Source organism: Aquisalimonas lutea, assembly GCF_030409225.1.
Taxonomy (GTDB): Bacteria; Pseudomonadota; Gammaproteobacteria; order Nitrococcales; family Aquisalimonadaceae; genus Aquisalimonas; species Aquisalimonas lutea.
On record NZ_JAUFPK010000001.1, the window covers coordinates 798979 to 823004 of the forward strand.

The 24026-nt window shown below is 71.5% G+C and carries 20 protein-coding genes and 1 riboswitch; of the genes, 14 read left to right on the forward strand and 6 right to left on the reverse strand.

Annotated features, from left to right (window positions below; all coding sequences use genetic code 11):
- Window positions 1–17: 17 nt before the first annotated feature.
- Both betB and betI read right to left on the reverse strand, forming a co-directional pair.
- Window positions 18–1481, reverse strand: a complete 1464-nt coding sequence (betB, locus tag QWY84_RS03830) for a betaine-aldehyde dehydrogenase (RefSeq protein WP_290201131.1) — start codon at window positions 1479–1481, stop codon at window positions 18–20.
- A complete protein-coding gene (gene betI / locus QWY84_RS03835) occupies window positions 1474–2076 on the reverse strand; it encodes a choline-binding transcriptional repressor BetI (protein ID WP_290201132.1) in 603 nt (200 codons plus the stop codon). Before betI ends, betB begins: the two co-directional genes overlap by 8 nt.
- Before the next feature lie 176 nt (window positions 2077–2252).
- Here betI and QWY84_RS03840 point away from each other — a divergent pair, with 176 nt between their 5' ends.
- Both QWY84_RS03840 and cobU read left to right on the forward strand, forming a co-directional pair.
- Window positions 2253–3200 carry an ABC transporter substrate-binding protein gene (locus QWY84_RS03840; protein ID WP_290201133.1) on the forward strand — a complete coding sequence of 316 codons (948 nt, stop codon included), beginning with the start codon at window positions 2253–2255 and terminating at the stop codon, window positions 3198–3200.
- Window positions 3201–3315: 115 nt separating this feature from the next.
- A complete protein-coding gene (gene cobU, locus QWY84_RS03845; RefSeq protein WP_290201134.1) occupies window positions 3316–3843 on the forward strand; it encodes a bifunctional adenosylcobinamide kinase/adenosylcobinamide-phosphate guanylyltransferase in 528 nt (175 codons plus the stop codon).
- 44 nt (window positions 3844–3887) lie between these two features.
- On the opposite strand, the gene QWY84_RS03850 is transcribed toward cobU, so the two are convergent.
- Genes QWY84_RS03850 through cobT form a run of 3 tightly spaced genes read right to left on the reverse strand, consistent with a single transcriptional unit; the run spans window position 3888 to window position 6302 of the window.
- Window positions 3888–4640: an adenosylcobinamide-GDP ribazoletransferase gene (locus tag QWY84_RS03850; protein ID WP_290201135.1), complete on the reverse strand. Its 753-nt coding sequence runs from the start codon at window positions 4638–4640 to the stop codon at window positions 3888–3890.
- The gene (locus tag QWY84_RS03855; protein ID WP_290201136.1) at window positions 4640–5260 is read right to left on the reverse strand and encodes a histidine phosphatase family protein; all 621 of its coding nucleotides are present in this window, start codon (window positions 5258–5260) and stop codon (window positions 4640–4642) included. Before QWY84_RS03855 ends, QWY84_RS03850 begins: the two co-directional genes overlap by 1 nt.
- Window positions 5250–6302 (reverse strand): nicotinate-nucleotide--dimethylbenzimidazole phosphoribosyltransferase, encoded by a 1053-nt coding sequence (cobT, locus tag QWY84_RS03860; RefSeq protein WP_290201137.1) that lies wholly within the window; start codon window positions 6300–6302, stop codon window positions 5250–5252. The genes QWY84_RS03855 and cobT overlap by 11 nt, the downstream gene beginning before the upstream one ends.
- Window positions 6303–6459: 157 nt before the next feature.
- Here cobT and cbiB point away from each other — a divergent pair, with 157 nt between their 5' ends.
- The 9 genes from cbiB to QWY84_RS03905 all read left to right on the forward strand — a co-directional run bounded on the left by cbiB (window position 6460) and on the right by QWY84_RS03905 (window position 17350).
- A complete protein-coding gene (gene cbiB / locus QWY84_RS03865; RefSeq protein ID WP_290201138.1) occupies window positions 6460–7392 on the forward strand; it encodes an adenosylcobinamide-phosphate synthase CbiB in 933 nt (310 codons plus the stop codon).
- A complete protein-coding gene (gene cobD / locus QWY84_RS03870) occupies window positions 7365–8357 on the forward strand; it encodes a threonine-phosphate decarboxylase CobD (RefSeq protein ID WP_290201139.1) in 993 nt (330 codons plus the stop codon). The genes cbiB and cobD overlap by 28 nt, the downstream gene beginning before the upstream one ends.
- 279 nt (window positions 8358–8636) lie before the next feature.
- Window positions 8637–8875, forward strand: a riboswitch (cobalamin riboswitch).
- 126 nt (window positions 8876–9001) lie between these two features.
- Window positions 9002–10810 (forward strand): TonB-dependent receptor domain-containing protein, encoded by a 1809-nt coding sequence (locus QWY84_RS03875; protein WP_290201140.1) that lies wholly within the window; start codon window positions 9002–9004, stop codon window positions 10808–10810.
- 140 nt (window positions 10811–10950) lie between these two features.
- On the forward strand, window positions 10951–11865 hold the full coding sequence (locus QWY84_RS03880) for a cobalamin-binding protein (RefSeq protein WP_494337365.1): 915 nt from the start codon (window positions 10951–10953) through the stop codon (window positions 11863–11865).
- 7 nt (window positions 11866–11872) lie between these two features.
- Window positions 11873–12880: a FecCD family ABC transporter permease gene (locus QWY84_RS03885; protein WP_290202668.1), complete on the forward strand. Its 1008-nt coding sequence runs from the start codon at window positions 11873–11875 to the stop codon at window positions 12878–12880.
- On the forward strand, window positions 12877–13692 hold the full coding sequence (locus QWY84_RS03890) for an ABC transporter ATP-binding protein (RefSeq protein WP_290201141.1): 816 nt from the start codon (window positions 12877–12879) through the stop codon (window positions 13690–13692). The genes QWY84_RS03885 and QWY84_RS03890 overlap by 4 nt, the downstream gene beginning before the upstream one ends.
- The gene (locus QWY84_RS03895) at window positions 13689–15023 is read left to right on the forward strand and encodes a cobyrinic acid a,c-diamide synthase CobB (RefSeq protein ID WP_290201142.1); all 1335 of its coding nucleotides are present in this window, start codon (window positions 13689–13691) and stop codon (window positions 15021–15023) included. Before QWY84_RS03890 ends, QWY84_RS03895 begins: the two co-directional genes overlap by 4 nt.
- 6 nt (window positions 15024–15029) lie before the next feature.
- Window positions 15030–15641, forward strand: coding sequence for a cob(I)yrinic acid a,c-diamide adenosyltransferase (gene cobO, locus QWY84_RS03900; protein WP_290201143.1), 612 nt, complete (start codon window positions 15030–15032; stop codon window positions 15639–15641).
- A 251-nt stretch (window positions 15642–15892) separates the two neighbouring features.
- Window positions 15893–17350: a cobyric acid synthase gene (locus tag QWY84_RS03905; protein ID WP_290201144.1), complete on the forward strand. Its 1458-nt coding sequence runs from the start codon at window positions 15893–15895 to the stop codon at window positions 17348–17350.
- A 261-nt stretch (window positions 17351–17611) separates the two neighbouring features.
- Here QWY84_RS03905 and speE read toward each other — a convergent pair whose 3' ends face one another.
- Window positions 17612–18475 (reverse strand): polyamine aminopropyltransferase, encoded by an 864-nt coding sequence (speE, locus tag QWY84_RS03910; RefSeq protein ID WP_290201145.1) that lies wholly within the window; start codon window positions 18473–18475, stop codon window positions 17612–17614.
- A gap of 275 nt (window positions 18476–18750) precedes the next feature.
- On the opposite strand from speE, the gene QWY84_RS03915 reads away from it, so the two are divergent.
- The 3 genes from QWY84_RS03915 (at window position 18751) to speA (ending at window position 24018) form a co-directional block, all read left to right on the forward strand.
- On the forward strand, window positions 18751–19917 hold the full coding sequence (locus QWY84_RS03915) for an ABC transporter substrate-binding protein (RefSeq protein ID WP_290201146.1): 1167 nt from the start codon (window positions 18751–18753) through the stop codon (window positions 19915–19917).
- A gap of 11 nt (window positions 19918–19928) precedes the next feature.
- Complete coding sequence (locus QWY84_RS03920; protein WP_290201147.1) at window positions 19929–22058, forward strand: methyl-accepting chemotaxis protein; 2130 nt, start codon at window positions 19929–19931, stop codon at window positions 22056–22058.
- Between the two features lie 79 nt (window positions 22059–22137).
- Window positions 22138–24018: a biosynthetic arginine decarboxylase gene (speA, locus tag QWY84_RS03925; protein WP_290202669.1), complete on the forward strand. Its 1881-nt coding sequence runs from the start codon at window positions 22138–22140 to the stop codon at window positions 24016–24018.
- Window positions 24019–24026 lie beyond the last annotated feature (8 nt).

Below are 24026 nucleotides of genomic sequence, written 5' to 3' on the forward strand. Positions count from 1 at the left end.
CACCGCTGGAAGGTGGTTCAGTAGGGGGCGTCGACGCCGCCGGAGGCCACGAACACGCTCTTCAGCCGGGTATAGTGAGTGAGCGCGTGGCGGCTGTTCTCGCGGCCGATGCCGGAGTGCTTGACGCCGCCGAAGGGCATCTCGATGGGCGTGAGATTGTAGTGGTTGATCCAGCAGGTCCCGGCATCCAGCGCCGCCACCACACGGTGCGCACGGTTGAGATCACGGGTGAACACCCCTGCGGCGAGCCCGTAGTCGGTGGCATTGGCCCGGCGGATCACCTCGTCCTCGTCGCGGAAGGACAGCACGGACATCACGGGGCCGAAGATCTCCTCGCGCACGATGGTCATGTCGTCGCGGCAGTCGGCGAAAATGGTCGGGGCGACGAAGCAGCCCCCCTCGCAGCCGGGCACCTCCACGCGCCCGCCGCCGGCGACGAGCCGCGCACCCTCGCTGCGGCCGCGCTCGATGTAGACGAGGACGTGCTCGCCGTGCTCCGGCGAGATCATGGCGCCCACGTCGGTGTCCGGCTCGATGGGGTTGCCGATCTTCAGCCGGCCGGTGCGTACGCGCAGGCGCTCCAGGAAGTCCTCCAGAACGTCCTCGTGGACGAACACCCGCGTGCCGTTGGTGCAGATCTCGCCCTGGGTGTAGAAGTTGCCCAGCAGCGCGCCCGAGACGGCGTCGTCGAGGGCGGCGTCGTCCCAGACGATGAGCGGCGACTTGCCGCCGAGCTCCATGGTGACGGCCTTGAGGGTATCGGCGGCGTCCCGCATGACGGCCTTGCCGGTGCCGGCCTCGCCGGTGAGGGACACCTTGGCCACCCCCGGATGGCGCACCAGCGCCCGGCCCGTTTCCGCGAAGCCGTGCACGACGTTGAAGACGCCGTCGGGCAGCCCGGCCTCCTTGAAGAGCTCCGCCAGGCGCATGGCCGACAGGGGCGTGAGCTCGGCCGGCTTGAAGATCATGGCGTTACCGGCGGCGAGGGCCGGGGCGGACTTCCAGCAGGCGATCTGCAGCGGGTAGTTCCAGGCGCCGATCCCGGCGCAGACGCCCAGGGGTTCCGGCCGGGTGTAGAAGAATCCGCCGTCGACCTCCTGGTATTCCCCCTGCAGCGACGAGGCCTGGCCGGCGAAGTACTCCAGGCAGTCGGCGCCCGAGTCCACGTCCGCTTCCGGCGTCTCGGCGATGGGCTTGCCGCCGTCCAGGCACTCCAGTTCCGCCAGCTCCTGGCGGTGCGTGCGCAGCAGCTCGGCGGTGCGCTGCAGGACCCGCCCGCGGGCGGTGCCGCTCATGGCCGCCCAGTGGCGCTGGCCTTCCTGTGCCGCGGCGACGGCGCGGTCGACGTCCTCGGCCCCCGCGAGCGCCATCTCGGCAAGGACCTCCCCGGTGGCCGGGTTCCGGGTCGGGAAGCGCTCGCCGGCGACGGCGTCCACCGGGGCGCCGTTGATCCACAGCAGGCGATCACTGAATTCAGGCATTCATCATCTCCGATTGATGTGCTAGCAGGTGCGCCGTGAGGTAGTCGCGGGCCATGCTCCGGGCCTCGGCGACGTTCAGGCCGCCGGTGCGCAGCATGGCGCGCAGCCACAGCCCGTCGATCATGACCGCCAGGCCCGAGGCGATGCGCTCGGCCGCTTCGGCATCCGCCAGCTCCCTGAGGCTGTAGAGCAGGTTGCTCTTCAGCCGGCCGGTCACCACGCGCTGTACGCGGGCCAGCTCCGGCCGGTGATTGACCTGCCCCCAGAATGCCAGCCAGGCGCTCACCACCGCCGGGCTGGACTGGGATTCGGCGAAGTTGGCGTCGATCACCGCCATGAGCCGGGCCCGGGGCTCGCGAATGCCGATGAGCCGGTCGCGGAATTCCGTGCCCAGGGCACGCGCCAGGTGCCGGAACGTCGCGTGCAGCAGGCCGGACTTGTCGCCGAAGTAGTGCGCCACCAGCCCCGGCGAGGCCCCGGCCCGCCGGGCCACGCGGGACAGCGTGGTCCCGTGCAGTCCTTCCTCGTGGATGATCTGCACGGTGGCCTCGATGAACTGCATCTGCCGGATGGGCTCCATTCCGCGTTTCGGCATGACCGCCTGCTCCTTGTGCCTGGCTTGCCCGATGACCTGCCCGCCATTCTATTTGATATTGATTGATTATTCAATTAAAGTTGATGGTGGCAGCGGGCGGTCCAGCCGCCTCATGTCCCATTCCACGAACACACGCGCCCGTGATACGGCAGCGCATGTGGGGAGGTAACAAGACAATGAAACACGGTATGCTCGGAATTGCGGCGGCACTGACCCTGGGCGCGGCAACGGCCGGCGCGAACGCGGCGGCACCGGAGGAGTGCCGCCAGGTCGGTTTCGCCAACGTCAGCTGGACCGGGGTGACGGTCAAGACGCAGACCATGGCCTGGATGCTCGACGAGCTCGGCTACGAGACCAACGTCACCACGGCCTCGGTCCCCATCGCCTTCCAGGCGGTCTCCAGCGGCGAGCGGGATATCTTCCTGGGCCTGTGGCTGCCCACCCAGAAGAGCATGGTGGAGCCGCACCTGGAGTCCGGGGACATGGAGCAGGTGACCGCCAACCTGGAAGGCGCCAAGTACACCCTGGCGGTGCCGCAGTACGTCCACGACGCCGGCGTGACCCACTTCGAGGACCTCGACGAGCACAAGGAGCGCTTCAACGGCCGCTTCTACGGCATCGAGGCGGGCAATGACGGCAACCAGATGATCCTGGACATGATCGAGGACGACGCCTACGGCCTGGGTGACTGGGAGCTCATGGAGTCCTCCGAGGCCGGCATGCTCACCCAGGTGGACCGGGCCACCGACCGCGAGGAATGGGTGGTCTTTCTGGGCTGGGCGCCCCATCCGATGAACACCAACTACGACATGGCGTACCTGGACGGCGGCGCGGACTACTTCGGCCCCAACCAGGGTGGTGCCACGGTCTACACGGTGGCCACCAGCGGCTACACCGACCGGTGCCGGAACGTGGGCCGGCTGCTGGAGCAGTTCAAGATCTCCGTGGAAGAGCAGAGCATCGGCCAGGGCTACGTGACCGAGGAAGAAATGGGCTACGCCGAGGCGGGCCGCGCCCTGATGCGGGACAAGCCCGAGCTGGTCGAGCGCTGGCTCGCGGGGGTGACCACCGCCGATGGCGAGCAGGACGCCGTGACGGTGATCCGCGACGCCCTGGACCTGTAACGACTCCCACCGTCAGCGGACGACGACCCGGCCCGGCGCCTGCGCCGGGCCTTCTTTTTGCAGCCGCACCGCCCACCGGCGGGACGCGTTCCCGAACCTGCTATCATGCCGCGCCATGGAGCACGGACTTGTCCTCGGAGGCGTGCGCTCCGGCAAGAGCGCCCTGGCGGAGCGCCTGGTGGCCGCTTCCGGCGCACCGGTATGCTACGTCGCCACGGCGACGGCGGGCGACGACGAGATGGCGGCACGCATTCGCGACCACCAGGCGCGGCGCCCGGCCGACTGGGCCCTGGCGGAGGAGCCCCTGGAACTGGCGGGCGTGCTGCACGCGCGGGCGCCGGCGGCGCCCGCACTGCTGGTGGACTGCATGACCCTGTGGCTGAGCAACCTCCTCGCCGCCGGCGAGGATCGCCTCGCCCGGGAGCGCACGGCGTTCCTGGCGGCCCTGGAGGCGTATCCCGGCCGTGTCGTCATGGTCAGCAACGAGGTCGGTCTCGGGGGCATCGGCATGGAGGCCCTGACGCGGCGCTTCGCCGACGAGCTGGGCCGGCTCAACCAGGCCCTGGCCGCGCGCTGCGATACCGTGGTGTTCACCGTCGCCGGCCTGCCCTGGGTGCTCAAGGGGCGCTTGCCGGAGAGCTGACCCCCGGCGTGCCGCCGCCGCAGTCAACGGCGCGCTCCAGGCGACTACGGGCCCAGCACCGTCGCACCGGCGACAAGGGCCGCGACCTCGGTGCACTCCAGCAGCGCGCCCGCCGTATCCCCGGTGAAACCGCCCAGCGTGCGGCGCATCCAGGCCACTCCGAGCACCAGCACACCCGCAGCCACCCCCGCCATGACGGCCCCTGCCGTACCACCGGCTACCAGCGCCAGTAGCAGCGCAAGGCCGCTGGTGGCCGCCAGGGAGCCGGTGCGCAGGTGTTCCGCCCCCGCTTCCCCGAGCCCGCCCGGACGCACGTAGGCGAGCAGGGGAAACAGCCACGCACAGGCCGTGCGCGCCAGCATGGGCGCAAGCGCCAGGACGGCCCAGCCGGCGCCGGTGTCCAGCAGCGCGGCCGCGGACGCGATCTTGGCCGCCAGCGCCAGGACGATAACCATGACCCCGGCCGGGCCGCAGGCCGGATCCTTCATGATCGCCAGCATGCGTTCCCGGTCGCCGTGGCCGCCCAGCCAGGCGTCGGCCGTGTCGGCCAGGCCGTCCAGATGCAGCCCGCCGGTGACCGCGGTGAACGCGGCCACCAGCACCACCGCGGCCACGAGCGAGGGTGTGCCCAGGCCGGCGAGCGCCGCCCCCAGCGCCGCGACACAGGCGCCCAGGGCCAGCCCCACCGCGGGGTACAGGGCGATGGCCATGCCCTGATCGGCGTCGCCGGTGCCGGCGGGCAGCCGTACGGGGATGCGGGTGAGAAACGCCGTGGCCAACAGGAGCCCGCGCAGCATCAGTCGGGCACCCCGTGGGCCATGAGGCAGCTCAGCAGGCCGTGCTCGGTATGGTCCAGCCGGATGCGGCTGCGGCAGGCGTAGGGCACGTGAAGCCCGGCCATGACACGCGCCGGGGGAACGTCCAGGACGCAGGCGACCAGCATGCGGATGACGCCGCCGTGGGTGACCACGAGGACGCGCTGGCCGCCCAGCGCCGCGCGCCACCGCAGCCAGCCCTCCCGGACCCGGGCGTGGAAGGCGCTGAGCCGTTCGCCGCCGGGTGGCGGATAGCGGTCGCCGTCGGACCAGAACGCGGCCAGCCGGTCGCCGTCCCGGGCGAGGATCTCCTCGGTCTTCAGGCCTTCCCAGCGACCGAAGGAGATCTCCTTGAACGCCGCTTCCACGTGCAGGGGAAGGCCCCGCTCGTCGGCCAGGGCCTGGGCGAAGGCCCGGCAGCGCAGCAGCGGGGAGGTGATGACCATATCCCACGCCTCGTCGGCCCCGGTGGCCGCGCGCATCTGCTCCCAGCCGAGATGGCTCAGGGGGTCGTCCCGGTGGCCGCGATAGAGCTGGCCGCCCTCGGGCTGGCCGTGGCGCAGCAGGTCCACCCGGGTGGAGCGTGCGTCCTCAGCCGCCATCGCTCACGCCTGCGGACTCGAACGTGGCCATGTCATTGTGCACCCGGCAGGCCGAGCGCAGCAGCGGCACCGCCATTGCCGCACCGCTGCCCTCGCCCAGGCGCATGCCGAGATCCAGCAACGGCGCCGCCTCCAGGGCCGCCAGGACCGTGTCGTGGCCGGCCTCGGCGGAGCGGTGGGCGAAGTGCAGCCAGTGCGCTGCCGCCGGTGCATGGCGGACGGCGACGAGAGCCGCCACGGAGACGATGAAGCCGTCCACCAGCACCGGCATGCGGCGCCGCGCCGCGCCCAGGATGGCCCCGGTGAGCGCCGCGATCTCCAGCCCGCCCAGGGAGGCCAGCACGGCCAGGGGCTCCGTCCCGGTCCCGTGCCGGGCGAGACCGCGGGCGACGGCCTCGCGCTTGCGCTCCAGGCCGGCATCATCGACGCCGGTCCCCCGGCCGACCAGCGTCTCGGGTGTCTCCTCGAGCAGGGCGCAGGCCAGGGCCGCCGCGCTGGTGGTGTTGCCGATGCCCATGTCGCCGCCGACGAACAGCTCCGCACCGCTGTCGGCGGCACGCCCGGCGGCGTCGTCGCCGACGCGCAGGGCGGCATCCCGTTCCGCCGGGGTCATCGCCGGCTCCCGCGCCAGGTTGCGCGTGCCCCGGGCCACCATGGCATCCACCACGCCGGCCACCGGCGGGGTCGGCTCCGCCGTGCCGACATTGACCACCTCCAGGCCGGCATCCAGCGCCCGCGCCAGGACGCTGACGGCAGCGCCGCCGTGGGCGAAGTTCGCCACCATTTGTGCGGTAACGGTCCGGGGGAACGCCGACACGCCCTCGTCGCAGACCCCGTGGTCGGCGGCGAAGACCACGATCGCCACGCGCTCCGCCGCCGGCGCGACGGTTCCCTGCTGGGCGGCGAGGCGGACGGCCAGATCCTCCAGCCGCCCGAGGGAGCCGGGGGGCTTGGTGAGCCGCCGCTGGTGCGCCCGGGCGGCTTCCGCCACGGCCGCGTCCGGTGCGGGAATGGGGGCGTTCCAGGGGGGCTCCGCCGTCATGGGTACAGGTTCCTGTGACTGCAGGGCGCTTGATGGTCGGTCCGCCACCGGCGACTGTCAAGTCGTGCCACGGCGGTTCGTCTTGCCTGCAGGAGCGGGTAGACTGTCGCGTTTCCGGCCGCCCTGCCGGCGTCGCTCTGGAGGCTGGTCCCTGTCCATGCACACGGCCCTGGCATGTATCGCGGCCCTGACGCTGGACGCCCTGGCGGGCGAGCCCCGCCGCGGCCACCCGCTGGTGGCCTTCGGTAGCCTGGCCGCCTGGCTGGAGCGCAGGCTCAATGCGGGCTCCGACGCCGGGGTCGCGACCGGTGCGCTGGCGGCCGGCCTGCTGCTGGCGCCGCCCGTGGCGGCGGCCGTCTGGGCCGCCGCGACGCTGCCTGTCCTGCCACTGCTGGTGCTGGACGCGGTGGTGCTGTACCTGGCCGTGGGCCTGCGCAGCCTGGGCGAGCACGCCCGCGCGGTGGCGCTGCCGCTGGCCGCCGGCGATCTCGCCGGGGCGCGGCGCGGCGTCGCCGCGCTGGTCAGCCGGGATGCCGAGCGGCTGGACGAGGCCGGGGTTGCCGGGGCCGCCGTGGAGTCGGTCCTGGAGAACGGCGCCGACGCGGTCTTCGCCAGCCTGTTCTGGTACGTGCTCGCCGGGCTGCCCGGGGTGGTGCTGCATCGGCTGGTGAACACGCTGGACGCCATGTGGGGGTATCACACGCCGCGGTTCGACCGCTTCGGGCGCGTGGCGGCCCGCCTGGATGACGCCCTCAACTGGGCGCCCGCACGGCTGACGGCGCTGAGCTATGCCCTGGCGGGACGCTCCGGCGCCGCGCTGCGTTGCTGGCGGGCGCAGGCGGCCGGGTGGTCCAGCCCCAACGCCGGGCCCGTCATGGCCGCCGGCGCGGGTGCCCTGGGCGTCGCCCTGGGCGGCCCGGCGCCCTACCCGGGCGGCTGGCGTCAGCGGCCCCGTCTCGGTGAAGGAGCGGCGCCCGGGGCGCATACCATCGCGGCCGCCGTTGCGCTGGTCCGCCGGGCCGTGGTGCTGTGGCTGGTACTCATTCTTGCAGGAGGCGTTGCATGGTCCCTGACCACGGCGGCCGGCTGAACCGGGCGGCGGCCCGGTACGGCATCCCCCGGGCCGACTGGCTGGACCTGTCCACCGGGATCAACCCCCGGCCGTGGCCGGTACCCGCCGTGCCGGAGTCCGTCTGGCAGCGCCTGCCGGAGACGGACGACGGCCTGGACGCGGTGGCGCGACGATGGTCGGGTGCCCCGGACACGGCCGGGTGCCTGCCCGTGGCCGGCACCCAGGCCGCCATCCAGGCGCTGCCCCGGCTGCGTGGTCCCGGCCGGGTCGGGGTGCCGGAGCCGGGCTACGCCGAGCACGCCTGGTGGTGGCGGCAGGCGGGCCACACGGTGGTCGCCGTCGGCCACGACGACGTGGACCGGTGGATCGGCGAGCTGGACGTCCTGGTCTGGATTCATCCCAACAATCCCACCGGGCTTGTCGTGGACGCGGAGCGCCTTCGGTCCTGGCACCGGACCCTGGCCGCCCGCGGCGGCTGGCTCGTCCTGGACGAGGCCTTCGTGGATGCCGACCCCGGACGGAGCCTGGTGCCGTCCGCGGGGCCGGACGGGCTGGTGGTGCTGCGCTCGGTGGGCAAGTTCTTCGGCCTGGCGGGGCTGCGGGGCGGGCTCGCGTTCGGCCCGGACGGCCTCTGCCGTGCCCTGGGAGAGCGCCTGGGTCCCTGGGCCGTGAGTCATCCGGCCCGCTGGATCATGGCGCGGGCGCTGGCGGATGCCGCCTGGCAGGCGGAAGCCCGCGGGTGGCTGGCCCGTGCCGCGGACGAGCTGGACACGGTTCTGGTCCGGCACGGGCTGGAGCCGGCGGGAGGCACGGCGCTGTTCCGCTATTGCCCCCACGCCGAGGCGGCAGCGGTACAGGAGCGCCTGGCGCGGCGCGGGATCCTGGTCCGGCGGTTCCAGGACCCGCCTGCCCTGCGCTTCGGGCTGCCGCCGGACAGCGCGGGCCTGGCGCGCCTGGACGATGCTCTGGGAGGTCGCGACTGAGGTCGCTCCTACGGCGGGAGTCGGCGGAGGAGGGCGCTCTCGTAGGGTGCTGTAGGAGGGGCTTCAGCCCCGACCACCCCGGCGGAGCGATGCCCTGGAAGGTCGCGGCTGAAGCCGCTCCTACAACCTGCAACCTGGTGCGGCCCCGCCGTAGGAGCGACGTCAGTCGCGACCTCCCAGAGCCCCTCCACCGGACGCCGCGTCGAAGCCTGACCCAACGGCACCATGGCCGATCCCCGTCCGCCCCGCGGTTTGACTCCCCATGCCCCCCTTGCTAAGTTGCCAGACCTCTCGGCAGGTGTCCCGGGGTGTTTGCCACTGCCCCCGGGATGAAACGGGAAGTCGGTACCGGCCCGCCCTCCGCGGCGCAAGGCCCTATTCCGACGCTGCCCCCGCAACGGTGTTTGAGTCAAAGGCGGCCACGAGGCCACTGTGCGCGAGCACGGGAAGGCGGCCGCCCGGGAATGGCTCCCATTCCGCTCATCAGCCCGTAGACCGGCCTGCCGGGATTGCCGCGCGTTGCGGAGGGCGACGCACAGGCCGGCAGGAGTGCACGCCATCCGCCCGCCTGACCGTCCCCCAACGCGCCCCGGACCATAACCACAGCAAGTCCGTGCGGGTGGCACGGCAGCAAGGGGACGACAATGCGTTTCATACATACCGCCCGGGCAGCCGTCGCGGCAGCCTGCATGGCGCCGTTCGTCGCCCAGGCGAACGACGGCGACAGTGTCCGCCTCAATCCCGTGCTCGTCACTCCCACGCTGTCCACGGAGACAGCGGAGAGCAGCCTGTCCGCGGTGACGGTCATCGACGACGAGCAGCTGCGGCGCCAGCAGCCGCGCGAGCTGAGCGACGTGCTTCGCGGCCAGCCCGGCATCGATCTGACCACCAACGGCTCCTTCGGCAAGACCACCAGCGTCTACACCCGCGGGACCGGAAGCGAATCCACCGTGCTTCTCATCGACGGCATCCGCATCCGCTCCGCCACCAGCGGCGGCGCCCCCTGGCAGTTCATTCCGCCGCAGCTCATCGAGCGCATGGAGATCGTGCGGGGGCCGCGGTCGAGCCTCTACGGCGCCGACGCGGTGGGCGGCGTCGTGCAGGGGTTCACGCCGGACGGCCGCGAGGGGGATTCGCGGTGGCTCCGGGCCGGGGGCGGCTCGTTCGACGCCCACGAATACGGCGCCGGTTTCGCCGGCAGCAGCGACGGGACGTCCTGGAGCCTCGCCGGCAACCACTTCGCCACCGACGGGCAGCCGGTCAAGGAGGACGGCGAGGATCGGGGCTTTCGCAACAGCGCCGGCATCGGCCGCGTTACGCACCGCTTCGACAGCGGCGTGGAGCTGGGATTGCTGGGGTTTCGCGCCCAGGGCAATACGGAGTACGACGGCGGCGACACGGACTTCATGGTCCAGGCCACCGGCCTGACCGCGCAGATCCCGCTCACCACCGGGTGGGTGGGCGAGCTGCAGGTGAGCGAGGCCCGGGACGAGCAGGAGAGCTCCGACGGCTCGGTCTTCGACACCCGCTCGCGCAACCTGCGCTGGGACAATCACGTCTTCTTCGGGGATCACGAGCTCGTCGTGGGCGCCGACTTCCTGCGCGACGACGTGGACAGCACCACGGCGTTCACGGAGGATCAGCGCGACAACGCCGCGCTGTACGGCCAGACGCTGCTGGATTTCGGCGACACGGACATCCAGCTCAGCCTGCGCATGGACGACAACGAGGCGTTCGGCGAGCACGTCACCGGCGGCATGGCCATGGGCCACGATCTGGACCGCAACCACCGCATCCGCATGAGCTACGGAACCGCGTTCCGGGCGCCGACGTTCAATGATCTGTACTTCCCCTACACCGACTACGGCTTCGGCTTCATCTTCGAGGGCAACCCGGACCTGGATCCGGAGCGCTCGCAGACGGCGGAGCTCGGGTTCCGCGGCCAGTACCGGCGCGCATTCTGGGACGTGGCCGTGTACCAGACCCATGTCGACGACCTCATCCAGAACGAGGTGGATGCCGGCGGCGTGACCCGGCCCACCAACGTGGACCGGGCGCGCATCAATGGTGCCGAGCTGGCCGCAGGTGCCGAGCTGGGGCCGTGGCAGCTGCGCTCGGCGCTGTCGCTCACCGACCCGCGGGATACGGACACGGGCAACCGCCTGCGTCGCCGGACCACGCGGAGCCTGCGCGTGGACGTGGACCGCGCCTTCGGCCCGGTGACCGTCGGCGCCACGGGCATCGTCCAGGGCGGCCGCTACGATGATGCCGCCAACGACGACTGGCTGTCCGGGTACGGCCTGGTCAATCTCCGGGCCGGCTGGGCCTTTGCGCGCAACTGGTCGGCGCGCCTGACCGTCGACAACGTCTTCGACAAGGACTACGAAACGGCCGGAGGCTACCGCAACGCCGGCCGCAGCGCCTTTGTCAGCGTCCGCTACGGGGTGCGCTGAGCGTGCCAGGCCCCCACGCTTCCCGTGCCGGGAGAGTGCCAGGGGCCGGCAGCGATGCCGGAATGAGGCCGGTGGCGCGCTCCGTCCACCGGATGCTTGCATGGGTGAACGAGGTGCATGGTGCTGATCGGAGGCAAGCAGTGAGGTGCGGCCGTCGTATCCGCCGCTGGCTGCGCTCCGCCGCGGCGCTGCTGGTGCTGGCGGGGCCTGCGCTCGCCGGCGTCCCGGCGGCGGCGTCGGTGTGCGTCGTCGACGACGCCGAGCGCGAGGTCTGCCTCGACCAGCCCGCCCGCCGCATCGTGTCCCTGTCGCCGGGGGCCACGGAGCTGCTTTTCGCCGCGGGCGCCGGTGACCGCATCGTGGGCGCGGTTACCCACAGCGACTACCCGCCGGAGGCGCGCACCATCCCCCGGATCGGCAGCTACAAGCGCCTGGACATGGAGGCCCTGCTGGCACGGCGCCCGGATCTCGTGGTGGGCTGGATCAGCGGCAACCCGGCGGAGCAGCTCGAGCGTCTGCGGCAGCTGGACCAGCCGATCTACCTCTCCGAGCCACGGGCGCTGGACGACGTGGCCAGAACCCTGGAACGCCTGGGACGTCTCGCCGGGTCAGCCGGCGCGGCGAATGCCGCGGCGGCGGAGTATCGCGATGCCATCGCGTCGATCCGCGCCCGTTACGCCGATCGCGACCCGGTGCGCGTGTTCTACCAGGTCTGGCCGGATCCGCTGATGACGGTGAACGACGAGCACCTGATCAGCCAGGTGGCCGCCCTCTGCGGAGGTGTCAATGTCTTCGGCGACCTGGACAGCCTGACGCCCCGGGTCGACCGCGAATCCGTGCTCGCCCGGGATCCGGAGGCCATCGTCACGGGGGGCATGGGGGAAGCGGACGCGAGCTGGCTGGATGCATGGCGGCGGTTCGAGCACATGCAGGCCGTGCGGCAGGGGAACCTGTTCTTCGTACCGCCGTCCAGCATCCAGCGGCCGACGCCGCGGCTGGTCCAGGGCGCGCGGACGCTCTGCCGGCACCTGGAGGTCGTCCGTGGGCGCCGCTGAGCAGAACATGTCGTCCGCCCGCAGCGCCGCGGCGGGACGGGTCGGGCTGCGCCGCATAGTGCTGCCGCTGGCCTTGCTGGCGGTGTTCGCCGCCCTCTCCGTGTGCGTGGCCGTGGCCGTGGGCAGCGTCCCGGTCGGACCGGCGGAGTTGTGGGCGGTGTTCACCGGTGACGGCGCTCCCCTGCATCGCACTCTCGTGATCGAGCTGCGTGCACCGCGGGCACTGTCCGCATTTGCCGTGGGCGGCCTGCTGGCCGCGGCCGGAGCCCTCATGCAGGTCCTGCTCCGTAATCCGCTGGCGGATCCCTACGTCCTCGGGGTCTCCGGCGGTGCCGCGGTGGGCGCCCTCGGGGCGATGCTGGCCGGCCTGGGCGCGGCGGTGGTCTCGGGCTCGGCGTTCGCCGGCGCGCTGCTGTCCACGCTACTGGTCTTCGGCCTGGCCCACGGCACCGGCAGCTGGACGCCCACCCGCCTGCTCCTCACCGGGGTCGTGGTGGCCTCCGGCTGGGGCGCCCTGATCACCTTCCTGCTGGCCGTTGGGCCGACGGATCAGCTGCCCGGCATGCTGTACTGGCTCATGGGGGACCTGGCCTACGCGCGCACGCCGTGGATGGCCCTGGCGATGCTTGCGGGCATCTGCCTGCTGATCCTGCCCATGGCCCGGAGCCTCAACGTGCTGGCGCGGGGTCCGTTGCAGGCGGCGGCGCTGGGCGTGCCCGTGCGCGTGGTGGAGTGGTCCGTGTACGTGGTGGCCAGCCTGATGACCGCGGTGGCGGTGACCACGGCCGGCAGCATCGGCTTTGTCGGCCTGGTGGTGCCGCACATGCTGCGCCTGGTGCTGGGCAATGACCAGCGGCTGATCCTGCCCGCGGCGGCCCTGGCCGGCGGGGCCCTGCTGGCCCTGGCGGATACCCTGGCGCGCACCCTGATCGCGCCGGAGCAGCTGCCGGTCGGCGTCATTACGGCGCTTCTCGGCGTACCCACGTTCCTGTTCCTGCTCTACCGGAGCCGATGATGACGGTGCTGGGTACCCAGGGCCTGGTGATGGACATCCCGGAGCGGCCGGACGGCGTGCCGCTGGACCTGGAAGTGCGACCGGGGCAGATCTGGGGCGTGCTGGGCCCCAACGGCGCCGGCAAGACCACCCTGCTGCAGACCCTGGCGGGCTTGCGGCGGCCGCGCCGCGGCCGGGTCCTGCTGGACGGGTGGGCGCTGGCGGCCTACCGCCGCAAGGCCGTGGCCCGGCACCTGGCGGTGGTTTTCCAGGAGCGCCAGGACGGCTTTCCCGCCACCGTCCTGGAGACAGTGCTGGTGGGCCGCCACCCCTACCTGGCGCCCTGGGACATGGAGTCCGCCGAGGACATCGCCATCGCCCGGGACGCCCTCGCCCGCATGGACCTGGCGGCCCTGGAGGCGCGGCTGGTGAGCACGCTCTCGGGCGGGGAGCGCCAGCGCGTCGCCATTGCCACGGCCATTGCGCAGACGCCCTCGGTCTGGCTCGCCGACGAGCCCACGAACCACCTGGACCTGCGCCACCAGGTGGCGGTGATGGAGCTGCTGCGCGCCGAGGCGCGGGCCGGCCGGGGTGTCTTCCTGTGCCTCCACGACATCAATCTGGCGGCGCGCTGGTGTGATCACCTGCTGCTGCTGTACCCCGACGGCGAGGCCTGCTGGGGCGCCGCCGACCGCATGCTGGTCCCCGAGGCCCTGGAGCGCCTGTACGGCCAGCCCCTGGCGCGGGCGGAAGTCGACGGCGCCCAGGTGTTCGTGCCCGCGGGCGGCGCGACGTCGGCGCGCCCGCAAACCCGGCAGGGAGGAACCCAATGAGTGATTCGGCCACCACGATCCGCGGCGACGTGCCGGCCGCGCTGATCAGCGCACCGGGGTCCGGCGCCGGGAAATCCATGCTGACCGCCGCGCTGGCACGGCTGCACCGCAACGCCGGCCGGGACGTGCGGGTGTTCAAGTACGGCCCGGACTACCTGGATCCGATGGTCCTGGAGGTCGCCTCCGGCAACCCCGTCTACCAGCTCCATCCCTGGATGACAGGCATGGCGGAGTGTCGCTGGCGCCTCGCCGCCGCGGCCGCCGCGGCCGACCTGGTGCTGGTGGAGGGCTCCATGGGGTTGTTCGACGGCAGCCCGTCCAGCGGCGACCTGGCGGCGTCGCTGGGTTTGCCCGTGGTGCCGGTGATCGATGCGGCCGGCATGGCGGAGACATTCGCCGCTGTGGCACTGGGCCTGAGGGCCTACCGCGACGACGTGCACCTGTCCGGCGTCATCGCCAACCGCGTGGGCAGTGCCGGCCACGGCCGCCTGCTGGCGGGCGCCCTCCCGGACGACCTGCCGCTGCTCGGCGCGGTGCCGCGGGACGCCGCCCTGGATATTCCGGATCGCCACCTGGGCCTCGTGCAGGCCGGCGAGGTGACGGACCTGGACGAGCGCCTGGACACGGCCGCCGGGATCCTCCGCGATGCCGGCCTGGAGGCGCTGCCCGCCACGGTGACCCTGGAAGGCGAGGCGCCGGTGCGGCCGCCCCCGCTGCTGGAGGGCATGCGCATCGCCGTGGCGCGCGACGAGGCGTTCGCCTTCATCTATCGCGCCAACATGGAGCTGCTGGCGGCCATGGGGGCGACGCTCACCGAGTTCTCGCCGCTGCGCGACCAGGCGCTGCCGCCCTGTGATGCCCTGTGGCTGCCCGGCGGCTACCCGGAGCTGCACGCGCGGCGGCTGGCGGACAATCTCCCGCTGCTGCTCGCCATTCGTTCGCATCATGCCGCGGGATGCCCCATTCTGGCGGAATGCGGCGGGCTCATGGTCTGCATGGAGGAGCTCGTGGACAGCGATGACGCGGCCCACCGCATGCTGGGACTGCTGCCGGGGCGCGCGGTGATGGCCGGGCGGCTCACGGGGCTGGGGCTGCAGTCCCTGGATCTGGCCGAAGGCGAGCTGCGCGGCCATACCTTTCATCATTCGCGGCTCGACACCGAGTTGGAGCCGGCGGCCCGAACCCGGCGCACTCGCGGCGGCTCCGCCGGCGAGGCCGTGTACCGCCGGGGCAGCCTGACCGCGACCTACTATCATGCCTACTTTCCGTCCGCGCCGGCGGCCGTGGCCGCCATGTTCCGCGGAGCACCACTGCAGATCGAGGAGGGGTGAGACACCATGCGTCAGAATGCCAAGGATCCCGAACGCCACGCCGCGCGCATGGCGAAGAAGAAGCGCGCCATCGACGAGCGCATCGCCCGGGCCCAGCAGGACAAGGGGGTTCTGGTGGTGCTCACCGGGCCCGGCAAGGGCAAGAGCAGCTCCGGCTTCGGCATGGTCACCCGCGCCTTGGGCCACGGCATGAAGGTGGGCATCGTGCAGTTCATCAAGGGGGCCTTCGCCACCGGCGAGCATACGTTCCTGGGTAACCACCCCGACGTGACCTACCACGTGATGGGCGAAGGCTACACCTGGGATACGCAGGACCGGGCCCGTGACGAGGCGGCTGCCGCCGGGGCCTGGGAGAAGGCGGCCGCCATGCTGCAGGATCCGGCCTACGGCCTGGTGCTGTTCGACGAGCTCAACAACGTCCTGCGCCACGAGTACCTGGAGCTGGACCGGGTGCTCGACGACCTCATGGCCCGGCCCGAGATGCAGCACGTGGTGGTGACCGGGCGTAATGCCCGGCCCGAGCTCATCGAGATCGCCGACACGGTGACCGAGATGCAGGCCGTCAAGCACGCCTTCAAGGACGGCGGTGTCCGCGCCCAGAAGGGCGTGGAGATGTGACCGCGGTGTCGCGCACCCGGGCGTGGCCGGGACGCGGGCTGGAGAAGCGCCTGTAGGAGCGACGTGAGTCGCGACCATTGCAGACCGCTTCAACGGGACGCCAGTCGGGGCTGAAGCCCCTCCCACATTGATGCTGTGCCGGTTCTCGTGGGAGGGGCTTCAGCCCCGATTTGCCGGCAACCACGATCATCCATGACGGGTGCGATCCATGCCGGTCTTCCTGTCAGCCTGCGAGCATTGAGACGCCATCCATGCCGACACTCATGATCCAGGGCACCACCTCCGACGCCGGCAAGAGCACGGTGGTGGCGGCGTTGTGCCGGTGGCTGGCCCGCCGCGGCGTGGCCGTGGCCCCGTTCAAGCCCCAGAACATGGCGCTGAACAGCGCCGTGACCGTGGACGGCGGCGAGATCGGCCGCTCCACAGCCCTGCAGGCGCTGGCCTGTGGCGTGGATCCCCACAGCGACATGAACCCGGTGCTGCTCAAGCCCCAGAGCGACCGCGGCGCCCAGGTGATCCTGCGCGGGCGGGTGTACGGCAATATGGACGCCGTGGACTATCACGGTTTCAAGGCCCGCGCCCGGGAAGCGGTCATGGAGGCCTGGCGGGCGCTGGCGGCGCGCCACGACGTCATCATCGCCGAGGGCGCCGGCAGCCCCGCCGAGATCAATCTGCGCGACAACGACATCGCCAACATGGGTTTTGCCGAGGCGGCGGACTGCCCGGTGCTGCTGGTCGGCGACATCGACCGGGGCGGCGTCTTCGCCCAGCTGGTGGGCACCCTGGAGCTGATCTCCGCCAGCGAGCGCGCCCGTATCCGGGGGTTCGTCATCAACCGCTTCCGCGGCGATCCGGCGCTTCTCGACAGCGGCCTGGACTGGCTCCGGAAGCACACCGGCGTGCCGGTGGCCGGCGTGCTGCCGTTCCTGCCGGGGCTGGTCCTGGATGCCGAGGACAGCATCGGCCGGACCGGGCGCGACCCCGGCGAGGACGCCCTGCGGGTGGTGGTGCCGGCGCTGCCGCGCATGAGCAACCACAACGACTTCGATCCCCTGCGGCTGCACCCCGGGGTTCACCTGGAGTTCGCGGGTCCCGACCGGGATCCGCCGCCGGCGGATCTCGTCATCCTGCCCGGCAGCAAGAGCACCCGCACGGATCTCGCCTGGCTCCGCGAGCAGGGGTGGGATGCGGCGCTCCAGCGGCATCTGCGCTACGGCGGCCGCGTCCTCGGTATCTGTGGCGGCTACCAGATGCTGGGCCGCATGGTGGCCGATCCCGACGGGCTGGAGGGCGAGCCGGGCGAGACACCCGGTCTCGGCCTGCTGGACCTGGAGACGCGCCTGGTTGCCGGCAAGCAGCTCCGTGATGTCACCGGCACCCTGGAGCCGGAAGGCGTGCCGCTGCGGGGCTACGAGATCCACAACGGCGTCACCGCGGGTGCCGGCCTGCAGCACCCCCTGGTGGATCTGGGCGGACGCGCCGACGGCGCCGTGAGCGATGACGGCCGGGTGTTCGGCTGCTACGTGCACGGGCTGTTCGACCACCCGGAGGCGGCCAATGCCCTGCTCGCCCGCGCCGGCCTCCGCGCCGCCGGGGCCGTGGACTACGCTGCCCACCGCGAGGCCGAGCTGGACCGGCTGGCGGACCAGGTGGAGGCACATCTGGACACAGCGCTGCTGAAGCGGCTGCTGGGGGTGGGTCGGGGCTGAAGCCCCTCCCACAAACACCTCCGCCCGTCGTCCCGTGCACGCCGCCGTAGGAGCGAGGTAACTCGCGACCATGCCTGCCGCCCTGGAATGGTCGCGGCTGAAGCCGCTCCTACGCGGCTTGGGTGATGCCTGGTGCAGAATCCTGTGGGAGCGGCTTCAGCCGCGACGGCTGCTGGGTGCAGGGCCGTGGACCCCGCCGCAGGAGCGAGGTAACTCGCGACCCGGTCCGACGCTCTGGAACCATCGCGACTGACGTCGCTCCTACTGGTCGGTCAATAGTTCCCGGCAGAACTCAGGGACCGCCAGGGCGCCGCGGTGGATGTCGGCGTTGTAGTAGCGGGTGGCGAAGGGCTTGTCCCGGGCGTCGCACTCGCGGAACCGCGTCAGGTCCGCCCCCTTGCCCGCCATGGTGGCGGACCACCAGCCCGAGGGATAGCTGCACACCGGGTACTGCAGGGTGACCACGCGGGCAAAGCCGGCGCCGCGCAGGGCCGTGTGGAGGTCCCGGAGCAGGGTGTCCAGGTGCAGGATCGGCGACTCGCTCTGCTGGACCATCAGTCCGTCGTTGCGCAGGGCGCGGTGGACGTCCCGTAGGAACGCCTCGCCGAACAGCCCCTCGGCCGGGCCGACGGGGTCGGTGCTGTCGACGATCAGCACGTCGACGCTGCCGGCCGGCAGGCCCTTGATGTACTCCAGACCGTTCTCGAAGCGCAGCTCGGCACGCGGATCGTCGTTGGCGCGGCACAGCTCCGGGAAGAAGCGCTCGGCCGCACGCGTGACGCCGGCGTCGATGTCCACCTGGGTGCAGCGCTCCACCTCCGGGTGCTTGAGCACCTCCTGCAGCATGCCGCAGTCGCCGCCGCCGATGATGACCACGTTACGCGGGTCCGGATGGGTGAACAGCACCGGGTGGGCCATCATCTCGTGGTAGGTGAAGTTGTCGCGGCTGGTGAGCATGACGCAGCCGTCGATCACCATCAGCCGTCCCCACCGCGTGGTCTCGTAGACCTGGATGGTCTGGAACGGGGTGTGCTCCTCGTGCAGCTTGTCCGTGACCTCCAGCGAGAAGGCGATGCCCTCGTCGGCAAACGGCTCGCTGAACCAGCGCTTGCTATCCAGTCCCATGGTCCTCTCTCTAGTGTCCTGTAACCCATGCCGCGCCCCAAAGGGAGGCTCACAGCGTCGCCAGCGCTGCGTTGCGCCTGCATCGGCCCGCGCCGCCGGGCGGGATTATGCGGAAACTGCCCGGCGGATGCCAGGTCGTGACGGCCGGCAACGACCGGTCCCGGGGCCAGGGGGCATTCTGCGAAACCCGTCGCAGAAATGTGCTCCCGTGCTCATGGGTACGAGTGCCCGGCCGATAACCGAGATAACGGACATCATCATTGCGAGGAGCATTCATGGCCCGGGGACAACACTGGCAGGCCGCCCTGCCGCTACTGCTCTGCCTGGTACCGACACTGGCTTCCGCCGAGCTGCGCATCGGCATGGTCGCGCCGCTCTCCGGTGCGGCCGAGACGCTGGGCACCAGCATGCGCGCCGGTATCCAGGCGCACTTCCGCGAGGTGAACGCCGAGGGCGGTGTCCACGGCGAGGAGCTGACCCTGGTCACCCGGGACGACGGCTACGAGCCGTCGCGGTCGGCGCCGGCCACCCGGGAGCTCATCGAGGAGGAGGACATCCTCGCCTCGGTGGGCAACGTGGGCACGCCGACGGCCATCGTCACGATTCCCATCCACAACCGGCACGAGACGCTGCTGTTCGGCGCCTTCACCGGTGCCGGCGTCCTGCGCAAGGACCCGCCGGATCGCTACGTGATCAACTTCCGCGCATCCTATCACCAGGAAACGGCGGCCATGGTGGACGGGCTGCTGGAGGCCGGGATCGACCCCGAGGAGATCGCCTTCTTCACCCAGAACGACGGTTTCGGCGACGCCGGCCACTCCGGGGCCATGGCCGCCTTGAAGAACCACGACGTGGCCAATCCGGGAAGGCTGGCGCACGGTCGCTACACCCGCGGCACCACCAATATCCACCACGGCCTGGCCACTATCCTCGAGGCCGAGCGCGAGCCCCGGGCCATCATCATGGTGGGCACCTACGGGCCCATCTCCGAGTTCATCAAGGAAGCCTACTGGGATCTTCCGGACACTGTCTTTCTCGCCGTGTCTTTCGTCGGCAGCCATGCCCTGCGCGATGCCCTGGACCCGGAGATGGCCGAGAGCGTGGTGGTGACGCAGGTGGTGCCGCCCCACGACGCCGACCTGCCCGCGGTGAGCGACTATCGCGAGGCCCTGGCAGCCTACGACGACGAGCTGTCGCCGAACTTCATCTCCCTGGAGGGCTACCTGGCCGCGCGCACCTTCGTGAAGGGGCTGCGGGCCGCCGGCGACGACCCCGGCCGCGAGGACGTCATCGACGGCCTGCTCTCGCTGGGCGAGTTCGACATCGGCGTGGGCGAGACCCTCAGCCTGGGGCCGGACGACCACCAGGCCAGTGACACCATCTGGCCCACTCGCATCCAGGACGGGGAGTTTGAGCTGCTCGACTGGTCGGACCTGTTCTGAGGATGATGCCCATGCGCCTGCAACTGAGTATTCGCGCCATGCTTCTGGGGCTGTTCGGCGCGGCGATCATCGCCGCCCTCGGGCTGGCCGCGGTGGCCCTGCTGTCCAACGCCCGGCTGGTGACCACCCAGGACTATATCCTGGACGACGTCATGCCCAGCCAGGTGGCCCGCGCCGACGTGGCCAACGTCATGGCCGAGTTCGGCGAGCGCCACGCCGAGCTGCTCGCCGCCGAGGCGACGGCCGATCTCGACGGCGTGACGTCCCTGGAAGAGCTGGAAGCGGCGTACCGGCAGGCCAGCGCCGATCTCGAGCAGCTGGACGGCGAGGCCCGCCGGCTCGCCGACGGCCTGGACGCCGGCTATCAGGAGCTGGTGGCCGCGGACCGGCGCCTGGAGCAGGCGCGCACCCGGTACCTGGAGCGCCTGGAGCAGATCCAGGCGCGGGTGGACACGATGGACGAGAAGATCCGCGAGGTCATGGTGGCCTCGGAGCGCATGGCCGGCCAGGCCGTGCTGCGTCGGGTCCGCCAGGAGCGGGACCTGCGCCAGGAGCTGGAGCGGGTCGGCGGTGACACGCGCGAGCTCCCGCCGATGCTCGTCGAGGCGCTGGTGGAGAAGCGCCTGGACGTGGTGGGCCTGAGCAACGACATCCGCATCGCCGTGGGGCAGCTGGCCAGCCTGGGCCGCAACCTGCAGCTGGTGGATGATCCGTACCTGCTGACCAGCATGCGCCACAACCAGATCAGCCAGCAGATCAACCTGGCGAAGCAATCCGCCGCCAAGATCCGGGATTCCCAGTGGACCAGCGCGGGCCAGAAGGAAAGCGCTTCCCGGCTCCACGACATCGTCGTCGAGCTCGGCGAGCTCATGGTCGGGGGCGACGCGTCCGTCTACGCCCTGCGGCAGCAGCAGCTGGAGCTGGGCGCGGAAGAGGCGGCGGCCTTGGACGAGGTGCGTGCGGCCAAGGCATCCATGACCGACGCCATGGGCGCGCTGGAAGACTACGTCACGGCCGAGGCCGATGACGCCGCCGACCAGGCGCACACGCTGGCGGCGGCCGGGCGCAACACCATCATCGTGGTCACTCTGGTGGTGGTCGGCCTGCTGGCGGTCTTCGGCCTGCGGACGGTGCAGCGCGTGCTCAAGCCCCTGGGCCAGATGCGCCGGCAGATGGAGAGCATGAGCGGCGAGGCCAGCCAGACCGGCGACCTGAGCATGCGTATCCACACCGGGCGCGACGACGAGCTGGGCCGCACGGCGGACGCCTTCAACCGCATGATGGAGACGTTCCAGGACATGATCCGCGCCATCGTGGAGACGGCCAACGGCGTCCAGCAGCAGTCCACGCGCCTGGAGCAGCTGAGCCAGGCCAGCCAGGACGCCAGCCGGCGCCAGCAGAGTGAGTCGGAAGAGGTGGCCGCGGCGGTCAACGAGATGGCCACCACCGTGCAGGAGGTGGCGAAGAATACCCAGCATGCGGCGGAGCTGGCCAACAGCGGCCGCGACGCGGCGTCCCAGGGCAAGGCGGTGGTGGACGAGACCACCCAGTCCATCAGCCGGCTGTCCGATGCCGTGGAGCGCGCCGTGCGGGTCATCGGCGAGCTCAAGGGGCAGACCGACGGCATCACCAAGGTGCTGTCGGTGATCCAGGAGGTCTCCGAGCAGACCAACCTGCTGGCCCTGAACGCGGCCATCGAGGCGGCCCGGGCCGGCGAGCACGGGCGCGGCTTCGCGGTGGTCGCCGACGAGGTCCGCAGCCTGGCCAGCCGCACGCAGTCGTCCGCCCGCGAGATCGAGGAGATGATCGAGAAGCTCCAGGGCGGCGCCGACGAGAGCGTGGCCGTGATGCAGGAGAGCCGGCAGCAGGCGGAGACCAGCGTGACCCAGGCCGGCGAGGCCGGGGCCGCCCTGGAGACGCTGAGCACCACGGTCTCCGAGATCTCGGACATGAACACCCAGATCGCCAGTGCGGCCGAGGAGCAGAGCACCACCGCGGACAGCATGAACCAGAGCATCACGCGCCTCAGCGAGATCGCCCGCGAGAACGCGGCGTCCAACGAGCAGGTGGGCGAGGCCAACCAGGAGCTGGCCCGGCTGGCCGGCGAGCTGCGCGAGATGGCAGGGCGCTTCCGGACCTGATGGTGTTACCCTGATGCGGCTCTCCGGCTTGCCGCCGGAGAGCCGCATCAGGCAGCGCGAATCAGGGTACGGCGGCACCATGGGCGAGTGGACCATCCAGCAGGCGCGGGAGCTGTACAACACCGCGCACTGGGGCAGCGGCTATTTCGACATCGACGACGGCGGCCATGTCGTCGTCCATCCCCGCGGTACGTCCCACGGCCCGGGCATCGACCTGGCCGGCCTGGCGGACCAGGTGCAGGCGGCCGGGCTGTCCCTGCCCGTGCTGGTGCGCTTCGTGGACATCCTCCATGACCGGGTCGAGCGCCTGTGCGATGCCTTCCGCTCCGCCATGGACGCGGATGCCTATCAGGGCCGCTACACGGCCGTGTACCCGATCAAGGTCAACCAGCAGCGCCGCGTGGTGGAGGAGATCCTGGCCCGGGGCGGCGAGCGCGTCGGCCTGGAGGCCGGCAGCAAGCCCGAGCTCATGGCCGTGCTTGCCCTGGCACCGCCCGGCGGCACGGTCATCTGCAACGGCTACAAGGATCGCGAGTACGTGCGCCTGGCCCTGCTGGGCCAGCAGCTGGGCCTGGACGTGCGCATCGTGCTGGAGAAGCACAGCGAGGTGGAGCTGGTCCTGGCCGAGGCCCGGCGGCTGGGCCTGACCCCGCGGCTGGGGATGCGGGTGCGGCTCGCCTCCATCGGCGCCGGCAAGTGGCAGAACACCGGCGGCGAGAAGTCCAAGTTCGGGCTCAGCGCCTCCCAGGCCCTGGCCGTCGTCGAGCGCCTGCGCGAGGCCGGCATGAGCCATGCCATGGAGCTGCTGCACTTCCACCTGGGCTCGCAGATCCCCAACGTCCGGGATATCCGCCGGGGCCTGCGGGAGGCCGCCCGCTACTACGCGGAGCTGCGCGCCATGGGCATCCCGGTGACCACCGTGGACGTGGGCGGCGGCCTGGGCGTGGACTACGAGGGCACCCGCTCGCGCAACTTCTGCTCCATGAACTACAGCCTCTCCGAGTACGCCGGCAACGTGGTGCACGCGCTCACGGAGATCTGCACGGAGCACGACCTGCCCCACCCCGACATCATCTCGGAGTCCGGCCGCGCCCTCACGGCCCATCACGCGGTGCTGCTCACCAACGTCATCGACCGGGATCGCCTGGAGCCGACGCAAGCGGACGCGCCGGGCGCCGACGCCCCGCAGATCCTGCGTGATCTCTGGCGCAGCCTGGACGGCGGGTCCGGGCGCTCCCCGGTGGAGCGCTACCACGATGCCGTCAACGGCCTCCAGGAGGCCCAGGCCATGTATACCCACGGCGTGCTGAACCTCCAGCAGCGCGCCCGGGCGGAGGAGCTCTACACCGCCATCTGCCGGGAGGTGCGGGGGCAGCTCGATCCGGCGGTGCGCAACCACCGCGAAGTGCTGGACGATCTCAACGAGAAGCTCGCCGACAAGCTCTTCTGCAACCTGTCGATCTTCCAGTCCATGCCCGACGTGTGGGCCATCGACCAGATCTTCCCGGTGCTGCCGCTGTCCGGTCTCGATCGCCGGCCGACCGCCCGCGCCGTCCTCCAGGACCTGACCTGCGACTCCGACGGCAGCGTCCACTACTACGTCGACGGCCAGGGGGTGGAGAGTACGCTGCCGCTGCCGCCGTTCCGGCCCGGCGAGCCGTACCGGCTGGGCATCTTCCTGGTCGGCGCCTATCAGGAGATCCTCGGTGATATGCATAATCTGTTCGGCGACACCGCCGCCATCAACGTGCACCGCGAAGGCGACGGCTACCGGCTCAGCGACCCGGTGCCCGGCGATACGGTCGCGGACGTGCTGCGCTACGTGCATTTCGACCGCGACCGGCTCATGACCGCCTACCGCGAGCGGGTCGCGGCCGCCGGCCTGGATGCGGCGCAGCGGCAGGAGTGCCTGACGCTGCTGGAGGCGGGGCTGGCCGGCTACACCTATCTTGAAGACTGATCCGCCGC

Bases quoted from the DNA above. Each gene is read 5' to 3' on its own strand.
- betB (WP_290201131.1), bottom strand. From the start codon at position 1,481: ATGCCTGAATTCAGTGATCGCCTGCTGTGGATCAACGGCGCCCCGGTG.
- betI (WP_290201132.1), bottom strand. From the start codon at position 2,076: ATGCCGAAACGCGGAATGGAGCCCATCCGGCAGATGCAGTTCATCGAG.
- QWY84_RS03840 (WP_290201133.1), top strand. From the start codon at position 2,253: ATGAAACACGGTATGCTCGGAATTGCGGCGGCACTGACCCTGGGCGCG.
- cobU (WP_290201134.1), top strand. From the start codon at position 3,316: ATGGAGCACGGACTTGTCCTCGGAGGCGTGCGCTCCGGCAAGAGCGCC.
- QWY84_RS03850 (WP_290201135.1), bottom strand. From the start codon at position 4,640: ATGCTGCGCGGGCTCCTGTTGGCCACGGCGTTTCTCACCCGCATCCCC.
- QWY84_RS03855 (WP_290201136.1), bottom strand. From the start codon at position 5,260: ATGGCGGCTGAGGACGCACGCTCCACCCGGGTGGACCTGCTGCGCCAC.
- cobT (WP_290201137.1), bottom strand. From the start codon at position 6,302: ATGACGGCGGAGCCCCCCTGGAACGCCCCCATTCCCGCACCGGACGCG.
- cbiB (WP_290201138.1), top strand. From the start codon at position 6,460: ATGCACACGGCCCTGGCATGTATCGCGGCCCTGACGCTGGACGCCCTG.
- cobD (WP_290201139.1), top strand. From the start codon at position 7,365: ATGGTCCCTGACCACGGCGGCCGGCTGAACCGGGCGGCGGCCCGGTAC.
- QWY84_RS03875 (WP_290201140.1), top strand. From the start codon at position 9,002: ATGCGTTTCATACATACCGCCCGGGCAGCCGTCGCGGCAGCCTGCATG.
- QWY84_RS03885 (WP_290202668.1), top strand. From the start codon at position 11,873: ATGTCGTCCGCCCGCAGCGCCGCGGCGGGACGGGTCGGGCTGCGCCGC.
- QWY84_RS03890 (WP_290201141.1), top strand. From the start codon at position 12,877: ATGATGACGGTGCTGGGTACCCAGGGCCTGGTGATGGACATCCCGGAG.
- QWY84_RS03895 (WP_290201142.1), top strand. From the start codon at position 13,689: ATGAGTGATTCGGCCACCACGATCCGCGGCGACGTGCCGGCCGCGCTG.
- cobO (WP_290201143.1), top strand. From the start codon at position 15,030: ATGCGTCAGAATGCCAAGGATCCCGAACGCCACGCCGCGCGCATGGCG.
- QWY84_RS03905 (WP_290201144.1), top strand. From the start codon at position 15,893: ATGCCGACACTCATGATCCAGGGCACCACCTCCGACGCCGGCAAGAGC.
- speE (WP_290201145.1), bottom strand. From the start codon at position 18,475: ATGGGACTGGATAGCAAGCGCTGGTTCAGCGAGCCGTTTGCCGACGAG.
- QWY84_RS03915 (WP_290201146.1), top strand. From the start codon at position 18,751: ATGGCCCGGGGACAACACTGGCAGGCCGCCCTGCCGCTACTGCTCTGC.
- QWY84_RS03920 (WP_290201147.1), top strand. From the start codon at position 19,929: ATGCGCCTGCAACTGAGTATTCGCGCCATGCTTCTGGGGCTGTTCGGC.
- speA (WP_290202669.1), top strand. From the start codon at position 22,138: ATGGGCGAGTGGACCATCCAGCAGGCGCGGGAGCTGTACAACACCGCG.